The sequence below is a fragment of the Streptomyces sp. NBC_01520 genome (assembly GCF_045040375.1).
In the GTDB taxonomy this organism is placed as follows: domain Bacteria; phylum Actinomycetota; class Actinomycetes; order Streptomycetales; family Streptomycetaceae; genus Streptomyces.
This window is the reverse complement of record NZ_CP109404.1, coordinates 1,071,168-1,085,864: the sequence shown is the minus strand read 5'-3', so window position 1 is coordinate 1,085,864 and position 14,697 is coordinate 1,071,168. Positions and strand designations below refer to the sequence as shown.

The following is a 14,697-nucleotide window of genomic DNA, read 5'->3' as shown; positions in this document are numbered from 1 at the left end:
CGGGCACTGCGCGAAAAGGGCCGTACGCGGGGCGCGTTCGCGCTCCTGGACGAGAAGGGAGCGACCGGATGATGCCCGGTTCGGTCGCCGTGGTGGGCGGTGGCCCGCTCGCGTCATCAGTGGCAGCGGCCCTGAGCCGGCGCGGCGTCGACGTCCAACTGCTCCCCGAGGACCCGGCGGGCGCAGACCTCGCCGTCCTTCTCCAAGCGTTGGACGGAGTCTCGGCGCCGGCGGCCGGGATCAGGGAGCAGAGCGGGAAGCAGCTGCTGCACCTCCTCGAACGCGGCCACGACGGACACGCGGCGGTCTTCGGGCGCGACGGCGGTCAGGCAGGTGGGGTGCGTTGAGCAGGTTGCGCTGGTTGACCGCGGGGGAGTCCCACGGTCCCGCCCTTGTCGCGACGTTGGAGGGTCTTCCCGCCGGTGTGCCGGTCACCACGGAGCTGGTGGCGGACCATCTGGCGAGGCGGCGGCTCGGCTATGGGCGCGGTGCCCGGATGAAGTTCGAGCAGGACGAGATCACCTTCCTCGGCGGCGTGCGGCATGGTCTGTCGATGGGTTCGCCGGTCGCGGTGATGGTCGGTAACACGGAGTGGCCGAAGTGGGAGCAGGTGATGGCGGCCGACCCGGTGGATCCGGAGATCCTGGCCGGGCTGGCCCGTAACGCGCCGCTGACCCGTCCCCGCCCCGGTCATGCCGACCTCGCGGGGATGCAGAAGTACGGCTTCGCGGAGGCTCGCCCGATCCTGGAGCGTGCCTCGGCGCGGGAGACGGCGGCGCGGGTGGCGCTGGGCGCGGTGGCGCGTTCGTTCCTGAAGGCGGCGGCCGGGATCGAGATCGTCTCGCACGTTGTCGAACTGGCGGCGGCGAAGGCCCCCTACGGCGTCCACCCCAAGCCTTCCGACGTCGAGAGGCTGGACGCGGACCCGGTGCGCTGTCTGGACGCGGACGCGTCGAAGGCGATGGTCGCGGAGATCGACCAGGCGCACAAGGACGGTGACACCCTGGGTGGTGTGGTGGAGGTGCTGGCGTACGGCGTACCCGTGGGCCTGGGCTCGCACGTGCACTGGGACCGGCGCCTGGACGCCCGGCTGGCCGCCGCTCTGATGGGCATCCAGGCCATCAAGGGCGTCGAGGTCGGCGACGGCTTCGACCTGGCGCGGGTGCCGGGCTCGAAGGCGCACGACGAGATCCTCGCCACCGCCGACGGCATCCGGCGCGCGACCGGCCGTTCCGGTGGCACCGAGGGTGGCCTGTCCACGGGCGAGCTGCTGCGCGTACGGGCGGCGATGAAGCCGATCGCGACCGTGCCGCGCGCCCTGCGGACCGTCGATGTCGTGACCGGTGAGGCCACGCAGGCCCACCACCAGCGTTCGGACGTGTGCGCGGTCCCGGCGGCCGGCATCGTCGCCGAGGCGATGGTGGCCCTGGTCCTGGCCGACGCGGTCGTGGAGAAGTTCGGCGGCGACAGCGTGCCCGAGACGCGCCGCAATGTGGAGTCCTACCTCGAACACGTGCGCCGGTACGCAAACGATCCGAAGGCAAGGGGAAACAAGTGACAGACCGTCCGTTCTATGTGCTGTTGGGGCCGGACTGCGCAGGGAAGTCTTCGGTGATGGCGGAGCTCTCGGCGGAGCTGCCCGGCTGGCAGACCCTGTCGACCGACGACGGCCTCGTGGCCGGGGAACACGGTCTGATCTCGCGGCTGCGCCAGAACGTCGTCCAGGAGGTACTGCCGGGCCTGGGCTCCACGTACTCCGCCGACTTCCTCGCGAACCTGCTGGGCACCGCCGTCGTGCACCTGAGGGATCAGCTCGAACGACAGAAGCCGGACGTGCCGGTCCTGATGGACTCGTACTACTACAAGGTCCTCGCGAAGTGCCGGCTCGCCGGGCTCGAAGGGCACGCCCTGTACACCTGGTGGCGTTCCTTCCCCCAGCCGCGCAGGGTGATCTATCTGGACGTCTCGCCCGAGACCGCCTGGCGTCGCTCGGGACGGGGAGCGCGGCTCAACCCCCTCGAGTACTTCGGCGACCGGCCCGAGTGGTTCGGCTTCGAGAGCTATCAGAAGAACCTCGGGAAGCTGTTGCTGGAGGAGACGGGACGCCTGCCCGTCACGGTTGTGGAGGAGCGCTCCGGGACGGCCGCGACCGCCGCGGCCGTGCGGGAGGTGCTCGCGGCATGAGCGGGTCTCAGGGCTGGGGCACACCCGGCCACGCCGGCCGCTACCGGGAGCGGGTCTTCGCCGAGCGGGCACGGCTGAGCGCGGACCTCGACGACCTGGCGGAACGACAACGGCGGGTGCTGGCCGACCTGTTGGAGTTCAACGGCGGCACCGAGTTCGGGCGCCGGCACGGCTTCGCCGCGATCCGCACCCTGAAGGACTACCGGGCGGCGGTACCCGTCCAGGACTACGCGGCGCACGCCCCGCTGATCGAACGCATGGCGGCGGGGGAGCCGAACCTGCTGACCGCGGACGCGCCGGTGGTCTACTTCACCAGCAGCGGAAGCACCGGGGACCACAAGAAGATCCCGGTCACCCGCCGCTTCATGAGGACCGTCTTCTTCCCCTTCTACTACGCGGCCTGGGCGCCGTTGATCGAAAGTCTCCCGGAGCTCATGGAACGGCCGGACGCAGTGCTGAACCTCAAGCACGATCCGCTCACTGTTCCTCCCGTCACGACCAGCGGGCGCCCCCATGTGGGCGCCAGCCAGGTCGACTTCGGCACGGCGTTCGGCGAACCGCTCTCGGCCGAACTGGGCACCGCAGCCCCCTGGGCCACCCTGCCCGTGGACGTGGCGCCCGACGACCACCTGGAGAAGATGTACTTGCGGCTGCGGCTGGCGGTACAGAGCGACGTGCGGGGCTTCATCGGGATCAACCCGGCGATGATCGCGGCCGTGCCCTACCAACTGGACCGGTGGTGGCCACGCATCGTCAAGGAGGTGCGCGACGGGACCCTGGGCGGAGTGCCGTACGGGGACCCCGATCCGGAGCACGCCGCCCGGCTGGAGTTCCTCGCCGACCACTTCGGACGGCCGAGCCCGGCCCACGTCTGGCCGCAGGTCCGAGCGTTGTTCGGCTGGACGACCGGCGTGGCCTCCCTGTACATGCCGGGCCTGCGTGAGCGCTTCGGGGCCGGAGTCGGTGTCCTGCCCGCGCCGGTGGCCGCGTCGGAGGGGCCGGTGGCAGTGCCACTCGACCGGCATCCCGCCGCGGGCAGCCTCGTCGCCTCCGCCGCCGTGTACGAGTTCGTGGACGCCGACGACGACATCGGATCCGGCACCGAGACGCTCGTGGCGGAGGAACTCGAACCGCATCGGGACTATCACGTGCTCTTCAGCCACGTCGGAGGCCTCTACCGGTACGCGGTCGGGGACGTCGTCCGGGTGGTGGACCGCGTCCAGGGCGTGCCGCGGGTCCTGTACGCGGGCCGTGCCACCCGGTCGGACGTTGCCGGGGAACGGTTGCGCGAGGCCCAGGTGGTGCGGGCGCTGGGAGAAGCGCTGGCGGGCTCCGGCCTCGCGCTGCGCAACGTGGCGTGCCGAGTGGAAGAAGCGGCGGGGAAGGCACCCCGGTATGTGTTCGCGGTGGCCCCGGAGGCTCCGTGGCTGGAATCTGAGACCTCGCGGTTCGCGCGGCTCGTCGACGCGGCGCTGGCTGCCGAGTCCCCGGGATACGCCAGGGCCCTACGGGAGCGGCGGCTGGATGCCGCGACGGTGCGGCTCCTGCACACCGACACCTTCCAGCGCGAGTGGCACGCCCGCGTGGCGGACGGCGTCCGGCCCACCCAGGTCAAGGACCGGCTGTTCCGGCAGGACGAGAGCCAATGGCGGCGACTGATCGCCGCGTCCGACGCACTACGAGGAGAAGGCACATGACGAACGTCCTGGACCCTGTCGATCCCGTGGAGAAGACCGCCCTGCTGACCGCCGCCCTGCGGGCCGCCGAGAGCCGGCGGGACGATCGGCTCTACACGGACCCTTATGCGGCCACGCTGGTGGGGGAAGCGGGCCCCCGGCTCCTGGCGGAGATCCGTGCCGCGACGTTCCCGCCGGCCCGGCCGCGGAGCGTGCCCAGCACCCCCGACTACAACGCGATCCGCACCAGATTCTTCGACGACCTCCTCCAAGAGGCCGTACAGGACCCGGGGATGACCCAACTCGTCGGGGCACCCGCCGGCATGGACTCCCGTGCTTACCGGCTGCCCTGGCCGCGACACCTGCGGTACTTCGAGGTCGACCGGCCGTCGGTGCTCGCGTTCAAGGAGCAACGCCTGCGCGGAGTCGACCCGCGCGTCGATCACGTCGCCGTCGCCGTCGACCTGACCGCGGACGACTGGGAGGAGAAGCTCGGCGCCTGCGGATACGACCCGGGCCTGCCGTCCACCTGGCTGCTCGAAGGGCTGCTGTACTACCTCCCCGAGAAGGACACCCACCGCATGCTGGAGCGGGTCGCCGCGTTCTGCGCGCCCGGCAGCCGCATCGCCGCCGACCTCGTCAACTCCGCGGCCCTCACTCTCCCGGACATGCGCCCTCTCCTCGACGTCTTCAGCGGCTGGGGCTGCCCCTGGCTGTTCGGCAGCGACGAGCCCGAAGCGCTCTTCGACCGGTACGGATTCGGCGTGGCCGCGGTCCAGCCCGGTGAGCCCGGGGCCCACTTCGGACGCTGGCCGGACCCGGTCCCCGACCGGGCCGTCAAGGACGTACGACGGGTGTTCTTCGTGCACGGCCGGCGCCGGTGACCCGGCCCGTCGTCGTGGTGGGCGGCAGCGTCGCGGGGCTCGCCGTCGGCCTCGCCCTGGCGCTACGGGGCCTGCCTGTCAGGGTGCTGGAGCAGGCACCCGTACCGCCGGAAGGGCCACCGGAGAAGGCGGCCGAGTTGTGGATGAGGCCCACAGTCGCGCAGAGCGGCCACTCCCACGTCCTGACCTCGCTCGGCGTACGGGTGCTGCGGGCCCACGCTCCTCAGGTGCTCGATGCCGCCCTGGAGGCCGGTGCACGCATGCTCGACCTCACGCGGGCACTGTCGGAGCGGGCCGGCGACGGGATCCGCCGGCAGGGCGACGAGGAACTCATGGCCCTCGCCGTGCGCCGCCCGGTCTTCGAGCTCGTCCTCCGCCAGGCGCTGCGCTCGCTGCCGAACGTCACGATCAGCCATGACGTCACGGTCGTCGGCCTGCGCACGACGTCCTCGGGGAACCGGGTGACCGGACTGGTGACCGGCGGCGGGGAGGACATCCCCGCACACGCCGTCGTGGACGCCACCGGACGCCGGGCGGCGTCCCGGTCCTGGCTCACCGCCGCCGGACTGCCCCCGGCACCCGGGAGAACCACCCCCACCCGGATCCGTTGCTTCACCCGTTTCTACCGGCTCAGGTCCCCCGGCATGCTGCCCGGACCGCTCAACCGAGGCAACGCGGCCGGCGGCATCTGGGACCACTACGCGGCGGTCGCGCACCTCGCCGACAACGACACGTACGCCCTGACCATCGGCACACCCGCGGCCGACCCGGCGACGACCGGCCTGCGGCATCCGGCGGCCTTCACCGCGGTGGCCCGCCTCTCGCCGTACCTCGCCGCCTGGGCCGAGCCCGAGGCGGGAGAACCGATCAGCGTGGTGCGCCCCATGGCCATGCCGCCCAACATGCTTCGCCGCGCACCCGACGCCGGCGCCGGACCGATCGCGGGGCTGTACCCCGTCGGGGACGCGGCGTGTGTCACGAACCCGCTCTTCGGACGGGGTATGTCGCTGGCCCTGCGGCACGCGTTCCTGCTCGCGGAACTCCTCGACGCCGATCCGGCGGTGGAGGAGCAGGGCGAGCGCGCCGCCCGCGTCGCCGACGGTGTCTACCGGCCGTGGTACGAACAGGCCGCCGGCGAGGACGCGGCCCGCACGGCCCTGTGGCGGGCGCGGGTCACAGGCGGCCCGCCGCCCCCGGCACCGCGGTCCGGCCGTCCCGCGCTGTCCGCCGTCGCCGGGGCGGCTGCCACCGACGGATCCGTGTGGCGCGGTCTCACTCGTGTGCTGATGGGCCTGGATACCGCCGAGGACGTCTTCGACAACGAGGAGTTCCGGCAGCGGGTGCGGACGGCCCCCGCACCGGCCGCCGCGGCGCCGCGCCCGCCGAGCCGGGAGGAACTGGTCACTGTCGTCCGGGACGAGGCGCGCTCATGACGGGATCGGACCGTCCCAGGTCGGGCCGGCGCAAGGTGCTGCTCGCACCCGTCACGGTCACTCCCGCCAAACCGCTGACGCCCAGTCATCTCAAGGGCCTGCTGTGGACCGACGTCATGTTCCGGGCCACCGCGCCGCTCGCGGACGTGACCTACCACTACAGCCCCACGGCCTACCACCTCACCGAACAGACCCTCGGCTTCTGGGAGTTCCTCGACCGTACCCAGGGAGACCTGGCCTACGCCTCACTCTCCGAGGAGGAGATCGGCGAGCTGTACGTCCGGTTCCGGGCCGGCACACCCGCGCCGGTCGACGCCCTGCGCCCCTACGTACACGAGGTCGAGAGTAAAGGCTGGGTGCACCCGGCGAGCGAACGAGTCCTGCGGCTGTGGCACGCGCACTATCGCCAACTCGGTCTCCACGACCCTGGCCTGATGGACCATCAGCCACCCGGGCTCGGCACGGAGGAGATGATCGAGCGGCTCGTCGCCCTCGGGATGGGCCTCGACCAGCGCTCCAGCGGTGGCCCCGTGTACCTCGACGCCACTCGGCACGGCCTGCCGCTGCGCAGGATCGTGACGGCCGACGGCCGCCCGAACTATCTCGCCTGCGCCCTGCGCGAACTGCTCCCGCTGGCGCCCGCGTACGACGAGGTCGTGCTCCTGTACGACACCGAGCTGGACGCGGACTACCAGCTGCTGCAACGCGTACTGACCCAGCTGGGGCCGCAGGTACACAGGGTCCCGATCGGTCGCGTGCCCATCGACGGCACGATCAGATCGGCCCGTCACGGCGGCTGGCACGCCCACACGGCGGGCGCCCTGCTCAGGGCCGTGGGCACGGACGGCGAGGCGGACGTACGCCGCCTCGGGGTACGGCTGTACTTCGTCGCCGTCCTCGGACCTGGACAGGCTCAGTCCTTCCGCACCGACCTGCTGCACAAGAACCTCGACCGAGCCCAGCGGCTGCTGCGTCGGACGACCGAGCGCGGGCCCGGCGCCCCGGCGCTCGTGGACGACCTGAGCCGGCACCGGCGCGACCACACCCACGTCGATCCCTACCGGCTCACCTCGTCCCTGTTGGCCCGGGGCCGCCGCACCATCGACCGCGACCTGCTCTCCACGGTGTACCTATGACCCTTTCCCCCGAACTGCTGCTCACCATCGCCACCGAACGACTCCGGGCCGCCCGCCCCGACCTTGCCCGTACGAAGCCGGTCACCCCGCGCACCCTGCTCGCGGCGAAGGAACAGATCCAGGACGACGCCGCCGTCGGCCGCAGCGACGGCGCGTCGGCCGTCGCCGTCGTCCGGGACTTCCGGCTCACCTCCTGGGTACGGGAGACCTACGCGTTCGTGCTGTCCCTGCCGCCGGAGCAGGCCGAGGCCTGGCGCCGCTCCTTCACCCGGACCCTCTATCTGGCAGGCCGTCCCGACAACCTGAGCGAGCGGTTCGCCTTCACACACGTCGCCGCCGACGGGTCGGCCGCCTGGGCCGGGCCCCTGCCGGACGGGGCCACGACCGGCCTGCGCAGGCTGCTCAAGACGTTCAGCGGACAACGTCCGCTGACTGCCTGGCGGCCCACCACCGTCGACCTACCGCGCACGGGGGACCACCTTGAGCGCCGGCCGGTCCACCGCGACCTGTACCTCGCCACGGCGCACCTCACCGTCTCCGACGCGCTGGTTCACCTCGGGCACCTGCTCGCGGAGGCGGTCATGGACGGAACGGTCGGACCCGGCGACCGGCTGACCCTGCGTTCCGTACCCCGCCTGACACAACTGCCCACGCCCTACGCCGCCCTGCGCGTCGACACCGACCACCACCGCCCGTACGAACTCCAGGCCTACGCCGGACTGACGCAGGAGACCTGAGTGCCGAAAGCCCCACTCCCCACCGCTGTCCGCCCGCTCCGCATCGGCGTCCACGGCTCGCCCCACCAGGCTCGGCAGATCGTCGCCGCGGCCGGGTACGAGGAGAAGCAGGTGAGCTACCTGCCCTACGACGTCCGGGAGCCCTTCAGGCTTCTGCGCACCGGCGAACTCGACGTCATGCTGGTGAAGTTCGGGCTGCGTGAGCCGGACATCGCCACCAGCGCGGCCGTAGCCCTCGACGGCAGAGCCGCCCTGGTCCGGGCGGGCCACGCACTGGCCGGCCGAGAGTCCGTCTCCGTCGAGGACATCACCGCCTACGACGCATTCCGCTGCCCCGGCGACTTCCCGCCCTACGTCTGGGACCAGGTCGTGCCGCCCCGCACACCACTGGGCGCACCCCTCCGGCGGGTCCATCCGATGGGCACCGTGGCCGACATGGTGGCGATCCTCGAGGGATCGGACTCCGTGCACCTGTCCTTCCGGTCGCTGGAAGGGATCGTGCCGCCCGGGATCAAGGTCGTACCCGTGCCGGACCTTCCGCCCGCCCCCATCTCCCTGGCCCGGTTGCGGGACACCCGGCCGGCCCCGGACCTCGCCGCCTTCCTCGCCGCCGCCGAACGGAGCGCGGCCCGGTGAGCGCCCTCGACGGGACGCCGATCGTCCTGCTGCACGCGCTGCCCCTGGACTCCTCGATGTGGCGGGCGCAGACCCGGGCCCTGGCCGCCCGTGGGCACACTGTCCTGGCTCTCGACCAACGCGGCTTCGGCCAGGAGCCGTTGGGCTCCGCACCGCCCTCCCTCGAAGTCGTCGCCGACGACCTCGCGGCCGCACTGGACCGGCGGGGCATCGGCCACGTGGTCCTCGTCGGCTGTTCCATGGGCGGTTACACCTCGATGGCGTTCCTGCGCCGTCATCCGCGACGCGTCCGCGCCCTGGCTCTGCTGTCCACTCGCGCCACGGCCGACAGCTCCGAGGCCGCCGCCCGACGCAGGCTCTTCGCCCACGGGATAAGGGACACCGCCACCCGCGGCGGTCTCGTCGAGGCCACCACGCCCGCCCTCCTCGGCGCCACCAGCCGGGACCGGCACCCCGCGAGGCTCGCCGAGGTCCTCGCGAGCGCGCGGGCCGCCGACCCGGAAGCGGTCGCCTGGGCACAGGAGGCGATCGCCGCGCGGCCCGACTCCCTGGACACCCTGCGGGCGACAGACGTGCCGGCGCTGGTCGTCGTCGGCGACGAGGACGAACTCGTCTTCGTCGCCGAGGCCGAGGCCGCGGCGAACGCCCTGCCGCACGGGAGGCTCGTCGTCCTGCCCGGCGTAGGCCACCTCCCGCCGCTCGAAGCCCCCGACCCGGTGTCGGAACTGCTCACCGCGCTGCACGACGACGCCACGGCTGTACCGGGCACCATCAGCGAAGGACGGTAAGAATGCTTACGACGGACCACAGCTCCTGGGGCTACCAGGCCTCCACCGGGCTCGGGTTCACCCACGAGGACATTGTCGACGCCCACTTCGAGGCCTGTGCCGGCCCGTACCGGGCGACGCTGGACGCGGTGGGGATCCGGCCCGGGTGGCGCGTGCTCGACGCCGGATGCGGCACCGGCGCCTTCCTGCCCTGGCTGGCGGACGCGGTCGGCCCTGCGGGACGGGTCTTCGCCCTCGACCTCGCCGAGGAGAACGCCGCACGCGCCGCCGGCCGCCTGCGGACCCACGACACACCGTGGGAGCCGGACGTCCGGCAGGGCGACATCCTCGAACTGCCCTATCCCGACGACTCGTTCGACGCCGTCTGGTGCGCCAACACCACGCAGTACCTGAGCGACGAGGAACTCTCCCGTGCCCTGGCCGAGTTCCGCCGCGTGGTGCGCCCGGGCGGGACGGTGGCCGTCAAGGACATGGACGCCGCCTTGATCACCGTACGCCCGGGCGACCCTTTCCGGTTCACGGACTTCTTCCGCAAGGGCGCTGCGAACCCGGGATACGCACGGCAGTTGCTCCGGACCGGCGAGCTGTACCGGTGGCTGGGTGAAGCCGGGCTGACCGGGGTGCGCCAGCACACCGTGCTGATCGAGCACTTCGCGCCGATGTCCGAGGAGGTGTTGCGCTTCTACACGCGGGCGTGCGCCCGCGTGGCCGGGATGGCGCTTGCCACGGGACTCGACGCGGAGTGGCGGGAGTTCCTCGACCCTGACGGCCCGGCCCACCCGTTGCGCGACCCGCACGGATACATCAGAGAGGGCAACACCGTGACGGTGGGCACCGTACCGGGGTCGCCCTCTTGAGCCGGGCGCGGAGCCTTCCGGCGGGAGATCGGGGTCAGCGCGAGGGCACCGGCTCATGGCGCAGGACGACCGCAAGGAGGCCGGGGAAACGGGCTTCCAGGTCCTCGTGCCGCAGGGACATCAGACGGTGGGTGCCCTCGACCCGGGTGTGGGTGACGCCGGCGTCCCGCAGCACCTTGAGGTGGTGCGAGAGCGTCGACTTGGCGATGGGGATGCTGAGACCGCTGCAGGACTGCTCGTGCACGCCGTCCAGGCCCCGGACGATGGCCAGCCGGGTCGGGTCGCTCAACGCGTGGAACACGTCCGTCAGCTGGATCTCTTCCCGTACGGGGTGCTTGAGCGTGCGCACGTCGGAGTACTCCACTGGGTGCGAGGGGAACGGCGATGCTTCCCATGGGCGTCGAATTCGGAGATTTGCATACTATCGAAATAGGGTCTGGAAAGAGGCCGAGCGGCCTCAGCGGGGTACCCCGCTGAAGGGTCGTGCCGTTCGGCTACCACTGGTCCCACTGCGCCACTTCGGCTGCCGGAACCCGCGCGCCCGGCTTGAAGTCGGTGCCGATGGTGTAGGCGACCGGGATCAGGGCGGTCTGGATGACCGTGTCGTAGGGGATGCCGAGGAGTTCGGCGGCTTCCCGCTCGTAGTGGAGGTGGGGGGTCGTCCAGGCGGTGCCGAGCCCGCGGGAGCGCGCCGCAAGCATGAACTGCCGGACTGCCGGAAGAATCGAGCCGTAGATGTTGGCCGACCGGACCGGATACTGCAGCTCCTGCCGGTCCGTCACCCGCACGCAGGGCACGAACAGTACCGGCACCTCGTGCAGGTGCTCGAAGAGGTGCTGTGCGCTGTTCGCGATCTTGTCCCAGCCGTCGGCGTCGCCCCGGTTGATGCCGCCCGCCAATGGCTGGCGGGGGCGCACGAGTCCCATCCGGTAGAGGTCGGCGAGCGCCGCCCGGCGGTCGGGATCGGTCACGAAGACGAAGTCCCAGTGCTGCCGGTTGCGTCCGGTGGGCGCCTGGGTGGCGAGCGTGAGGCATTCCTCGATCACGTCGCGTCGACGGGGCGGGTCAGGTCGAGTCGCCTGCGAACGGCGCGAGTGGTGCTCAGCAGTTCGTCGACTGACAGGTCAAGCGGGGGCATGGCGCTCCGTACTTCTGTCGCTGTTGGGGTGCGGCTGCGCCAACTCGGCCTCGGGAAGCTCTTGTTGTCCAGGCCGAGTCCTTTCTATAGTTCCATAAGTTGCGAACTTACGAACCATCGAACCGGCGAACCACGGTATCGCGGATCACGAGGAGACAAGGTGCCCGAGCTCAAGATCGAGGTCGACCCGGCGGAGGTCGGACTGGATGCCGACCGCTTACGGAGGATCGACCGCCATCTGGCCTCCTACGTAGACGACGGCAGGCTGCCCGGCTGGCAGGTGGCGGTGACCCGCAGGGGGAAGGTGGCACACCTGGCGGAGTACGGCAGACGAGACGTGGAGAACGACCTGCCCAGCGAGGGCGACACCATCTACCGGGCGTGGTCGATGACCAAACCCGTCACCTCCGTCGCCGCGATGACCCTGGTCGAGGACGGCACGATCGGCCTGCAGGACCCTGTCAGCCGTTACATCCCCGCCTTCGAGAACGTACGGGTCTACCAGCGGGGCCCTGCCGCGCGTCCGGTCACCACCGCGGCCGCGAACCCCATCCGGATCCAGCACCTCCTCAGCCACACCTCGGGCCTGACCTACGGCTTCCACCGGGCTCACCCCGTGGACGAGATCTACACGGCCAACGGCTTCGAATGGGCCACGCCGCCCGGACTCGACCTGGCCGCCTGCTGCGAGCGGTGGGCGAGCTTCCCGCTGCTCTTCGAACCCGGCACGGCCTGGAACTACGGCGTCTCCAGCGACGTGCTCGGCCGTGTCGTCGAGGTGGCGTCCGGCAAGAGCCTCGACGAGTTCTTCGCCGAACGCGTCCTGGGACCGCTCGGGATGACCGACACCGCATTCCACGTACCGCCGGAGAAGGCGGACCGTCTCGCCGCCTTCTACACCGCGGACCCGGCCACCGGCCGCGCGACCAGGGCCGACCACTTCGGAGCCGGCGCGCTGCACCCGCCCGCCTGCCTCTCCGGCAGCGCCGGGCTGGTCACCACGCTCGGCGACTACCACCGGTTCACCCAGATGCTGCTCGGCGAAGGCGTCTTCGAGGGGGAGCGGATTCTGGGCCCGCGCACCGTGCGCCACATGCTGCGCAACCATCTGCCTGGCGGAGGCGACCTGCAGTCGGTCGGCCGGCCGGTCTTCTCGGAGATGCCGACCGCAGGCGTCGGCTTCGGGCTGGGTTTCGCCGTGGTCCAGGATCCGGCGGCGGCCGGAGTGCCGGCCGGCGCGGGGGAGTACGCCTGGCACAGCGCGGCCGGGACGATCTTCTGGGTGGACCCCGTGGAGCAGCTGACCGTCCTGTTCTTCACCCAGCTCATGCCGTCCAGCGCGCATCCGCTGCACAGCCGTCTGCGCCAGCTGGTCAACCAGGCCCTGATCGACTGAGGGAGCGATTCGTCATGTGTGGTCCCGAAACCATGCTCGGTGCGGCGTCGTCGGAGCCGCCGCAGCAGCAGACATCCAGCACCCCCGCGCGGCAGCCCGAGGCGGCCGCGACCGCCGCGTCCTACGTTCCGCGAGGCGTCGTGCGTGACCTCACCCACGTTCTGGGCACCGACTGGCCGGTCTTTGAGCTCTACGTGAAACCCATGGAGATCACGCGCCTGGCCAATCTCGCCGAGCACGAGTACAACGCCTTTCAGCTCACCTTCAACGAGCACATCGGCACCCACATCGACGCCCCCACCCACTTCGACGACGACGGCCTGTCCGTGGAGCGGATCCCGGCCGAGGCACTGGTCGCTCCGCTCGCGGTCGTCCGCGTCGGCGAACGGGCCGCCCGGAACAACGTCACGGAGCTGACGGTGGACGACCTGCTGCGGTGGGAGAGTCGGCACGGCCGCATCCCGGACGACGCGGTGCTCGCCGTGGACAACGGCTGGTCCGACCGCATCAACACCCCTGGTGCCTTCCTCAACTTCGAGGAGAAGGACGGCCACTACCGCTTCCCCGGCATCTCCGTGGCAGCCGCGCACTTCCTGGTGGAGGAGCGCTCGGTGGTCGGTGTCGGCATCGACACGCCCAGCCTGGAGCCGGGCACCCGACCGGCCGACCCGTTCACCCACCGCGTGCTGATGCCCGCAGGCAAGTACGGCATCGAGAACCTGGCACACCTGGACACCGTTCCGGACATCGGCGCCACCGTCGTGGTGGGTGCTCCCAAGCACGCCGGCGGCACTGGCGGCCCGGCGCGTGTCCTCGCCTTCGTATGAGCGCTCGTCACGGGTTGCCCCGCTCCCGAGTTCGAACCGATCAAGGAGAACGCAGATGACCGCATCAACCGGTACGGCTGCCCCCGCGGACGGGTCCAAGGAACGCTGGGAGTGGAGCGAGGAGCGGTACAGGGACGGGGTGTTCAGCCACGCCGTGTCCAGCGAGCGGGAGCGGTTGCGGTTGCTGGAGTCCGTTCTCGACGAGCACACCCGCGGACACTTCCGGCGCCTGGGTCTGACCTCCGGGCACCGCGTCCTGGAGGTGGGCGGTGGCGGCGGGTCGGTCGCCCGCTGGCTGGCCGAGCAGGGCGCCGAGGTGACCGTCACCGACCTCGACACCACCTACCTCGACGAACTCTCCGAGGCGGGGGTCCAGGTGTTGCGGCACGACGTCTACACGGACGACTTCCCCGAGGGCACCTTCGACTTCATCCACACCCGCTACGTCGTCATCCATCTCCCGGACCCGGAGAAGGCCGTGGCCCGTCTTGCCCGATGGCTCAAGCCCGGTGGCGTTCTGCTGCTCGAAGAGCCCTCGTTCTTCCCCATCAAAAACTCCCCGCACCCGGCGTACCGCAAGGTCATGCGGGCCTTCCGCAGCCATCTGGAGAGTGCCGTGGGCACGGACACGGAGTGGGCGCGCAACCTTCCGGTGCCCCTACAGGGCAAAGGGCTCGACGACATCGGCTACGACGCCCGCTTCCAGCGGATCGCAGGTGGCGACAACGAGTCCGAGTGGTGGCGGCTGACGCTGGAGCAGACCCGGGCGGCCGTGGTCGCCGAGGGCCTCGCGACGGACGAGGAGTTCGAGGCCGCCTACCGGGAACTGGCCGACCCCGGCTTCCACGACCTCTCTCTCGCGGTCTTCACGGCCTGGGGGCACAGGCAGGGCAGCTGACGCGGACCACCGAACGGCCGGTGTCGCACCGGGGCACCCAAGCCCCGGCGCGACACCGGCCGTCCTGTTCCGCCGACGGTGGGTCAACCCCCTTTGTCCCTCCATCG

General features: G+C 71.3%; 16 protein-coding genes. 14 read left to right on the top strand and 2 right to left on the bottom strand.

Translation table 11 applies throughout. From position 1 onward, the window contains the following. Positions 1–68: 68 nt before the first annotated feature. From OG524_RS05020 to OG524_RS04970, 11 genes are read left to right on the top strand one after another with little or no spacing between them, the layout of a single operon-like run. The gene (locus OG524_RS05020) at positions 69–347 is read left to right on the top strand and encodes a hypothetical protein (RefSeq protein WP_405392147.1); all 279 of its coding nucleotides are present in this window, start codon (positions 69–71) and stop codon (positions 345–347) included. Continuing rightward, positions 344–1,558, top strand: coding sequence for a chorismate synthase (gene aroC / locus OG524_RS05015; protein WP_405392148.1), 1,215 nt, complete (start codon positions 344–346; stop codon positions 1,556–1,558). The genes OG524_RS05020 and aroC overlap by 4 nt, the downstream gene beginning before the upstream one ends. After that, the gene (locus tag OG524_RS05010) at positions 1,555–2,184 is read left to right on the top strand and encodes a hypothetical protein (protein ID WP_405392149.1); all 630 of its coding nucleotides are present in this window, start codon (positions 1,555–1,557) and stop codon (positions 2,182–2,184) included. Before aroC ends, OG524_RS05010 begins: the two co-directional genes overlap by 4 nt. After that, a complete protein-coding gene (locus tag OG524_RS05005; protein WP_405809247.1) occupies positions 2,181–3,881 on the top strand; it encodes a GH3 auxin-responsive promoter family protein in 1,701 nt (566 codons plus the stop codon). Before OG524_RS05010 ends, OG524_RS05005 begins: the two co-directional genes overlap by 4 nt. Then, on the top strand, positions 3,878–4,744 hold the full coding sequence (locus OG524_RS05000; protein WP_405392151.1) for a class I SAM-dependent methyltransferase: 867 nt from the start codon (positions 3,878–3,880) through the stop codon (positions 4,742–4,744). The genes OG524_RS05005 and OG524_RS05000 overlap by 4 nt, the downstream gene beginning before the upstream one ends. After that, positions 4,741–6,177: an FAD-dependent oxidoreductase gene (locus OG524_RS04995; protein ID WP_405392152.1), complete on the top strand. Its 1,437-nt coding sequence runs from the start codon at positions 4,741–4,743 to the stop codon at positions 6,175–6,177. The genes OG524_RS05000 and OG524_RS04995 overlap by 4 nt, the downstream gene beginning before the upstream one ends. After that, entirely contained in the window at positions 6,174–7,313 is a 1,140-nt protein-coding gene (locus OG524_RS04990; protein WP_405392153.1) for a hypothetical protein, read from the top strand. The genes OG524_RS04995 and OG524_RS04990 overlap by 4 nt, the downstream gene beginning before the upstream one ends. Continuing rightward, positions 7,310–8,050 (top strand): DUF6182 family protein, encoded by a 741-nt coding sequence (locus OG524_RS04985; protein ID WP_405392154.1) that lies wholly within the window; start codon positions 7,310–7,312, stop codon positions 8,048–8,050. Before OG524_RS04990 ends, OG524_RS04985 begins: the two co-directional genes overlap by 4 nt. Beyond that, positions 8,051–8,686, top strand: a complete 636-nt coding sequence (locus OG524_RS04980) for a LysR substrate-binding domain-containing protein (RefSeq protein WP_405392155.1) — start codon at positions 8,051–8,053, stop codon at positions 8,684–8,686. Beyond that, positions 8,683–9,474: an alpha/beta fold hydrolase gene (locus OG524_RS04975; protein WP_405809243.1), complete on the top strand. Its 792-nt coding sequence runs from the start codon at positions 8,683–8,685 to the stop codon at positions 9,472–9,474. The genes OG524_RS04980 and OG524_RS04975 overlap by 4 nt, the downstream gene beginning before the upstream one ends. Positions 9,475–9,476: 2 nt before the next feature. Next, a complete protein-coding gene (locus OG524_RS04970; protein WP_405809242.1) occupies positions 9,477–10,331 on the top strand; it encodes a class I SAM-dependent methyltransferase in 855 nt (284 codons plus the stop codon). Positions 10,332–10,365: 34 nt separating this feature from the next. On the opposite strand, the gene OG524_RS04965 is transcribed toward OG524_RS04970, so the two are convergent. Both OG524_RS04965 and OG524_RS04960 read right to left on the bottom strand, forming a co-directional pair. Next, complete coding sequence (locus OG524_RS04965; RefSeq protein WP_405392158.1) at positions 10,366–10,680, bottom strand: ArsR/SmtB family transcription factor; 315 nt, start codon at positions 10,678–10,680, stop codon at positions 10,366–10,368. A gap of 145 nt (positions 10,681–10,825) precedes the next feature. Beyond that, entirely contained in the window at positions 10,826–11,377 is a 552-nt protein-coding gene (locus tag OG524_RS04960) for a nitroreductase family protein (RefSeq protein WP_405809239.1), read from the bottom strand. A 252-nt stretch (positions 11,378–11,629) separates the two neighbouring features. On the opposite strand from OG524_RS04960, the gene OG524_RS04955 reads away from it, so the two are divergent. From OG524_RS04955 to OG524_RS04945, 3 genes are read left to right on the top strand one after another with little or no spacing between them, the layout of a single operon-like run. Then, entirely contained in the window at positions 11,630–12,865 is a 1,236-nt protein-coding gene (locus tag OG524_RS04955) for a serine hydrolase domain-containing protein (RefSeq protein ID WP_405809237.1), read from the top strand. Positions 12,866–12,879: 14 nt separating this feature from the next. Next, positions 12,880–13,692 carry a cyclase family protein gene (locus OG524_RS04950; RefSeq protein WP_405809235.1) on the top strand — a complete coding sequence of 271 codons (813 nt, stop codon included), beginning with the start codon at positions 12,880–12,882 and terminating at the stop codon, positions 13,690–13,692. Positions 13,693–13,747: 55 nt separating this feature from the next. Further along, a complete protein-coding gene (locus tag OG524_RS04945; RefSeq protein WP_405809233.1) occupies positions 13,748–14,590 on the top strand; it encodes a class I SAM-dependent methyltransferase in 843 nt (280 codons plus the stop codon). The last annotated feature ends 107 nt before the right edge of the window (positions 14,591–14,697 follow it).

Bases quoted from the DNA above. Each gene is read 5' to 3' on its own strand.
- OG524_RS05020 (WP_405392147.1), top strand. From the start codon at position 69: ATGATGCCCGGTTCGGTCGCCGTGGTGGGCGGTGGCCCGCTCGCGTCA.
- OG524_RS05005 (WP_405809247.1), top strand. From the start codon at position 2,181: ATGAGCGGGTCTCAGGGCTGGGGCACACCCGGCCACGCCGGCCGCTAC.
- OG524_RS05000 (WP_405392151.1), top strand. From the start codon at position 3,878: ATGACGAACGTCCTGGACCCTGTCGATCCCGTGGAGAAGACCGCCCTG.
- OG524_RS04990 (WP_405392153.1), top strand. From the start codon at position 6,174: ATGACGGGATCGGACCGTCCCAGGTCGGGCCGGCGCAAGGTGCTGCTC.
- OG524_RS04985 (WP_405392154.1), top strand. From the start codon at position 7,310: ATGACCCTTTCCCCCGAACTGCTGCTCACCATCGCCACCGAACGACTC.
- OG524_RS04970 (WP_405809242.1), top strand. From the start codon at position 9,477: ATGCTTACGACGGACCACAGCTCCTGGGGCTACCAGGCCTCCACCGGG.
- OG524_RS04950 (WP_405809235.1), top strand. From the start codon at position 12,880: ATGTGTGGTCCCGAAACCATGCTCGGTGCGGCGTCGTCGGAGCCGCCG.
- OG524_RS04945 (WP_405809233.1), top strand. From the start codon at position 13,748: ATGACCGCATCAACCGGTACGGCTGCCCCCGCGGACGGGTCCAAGGAA.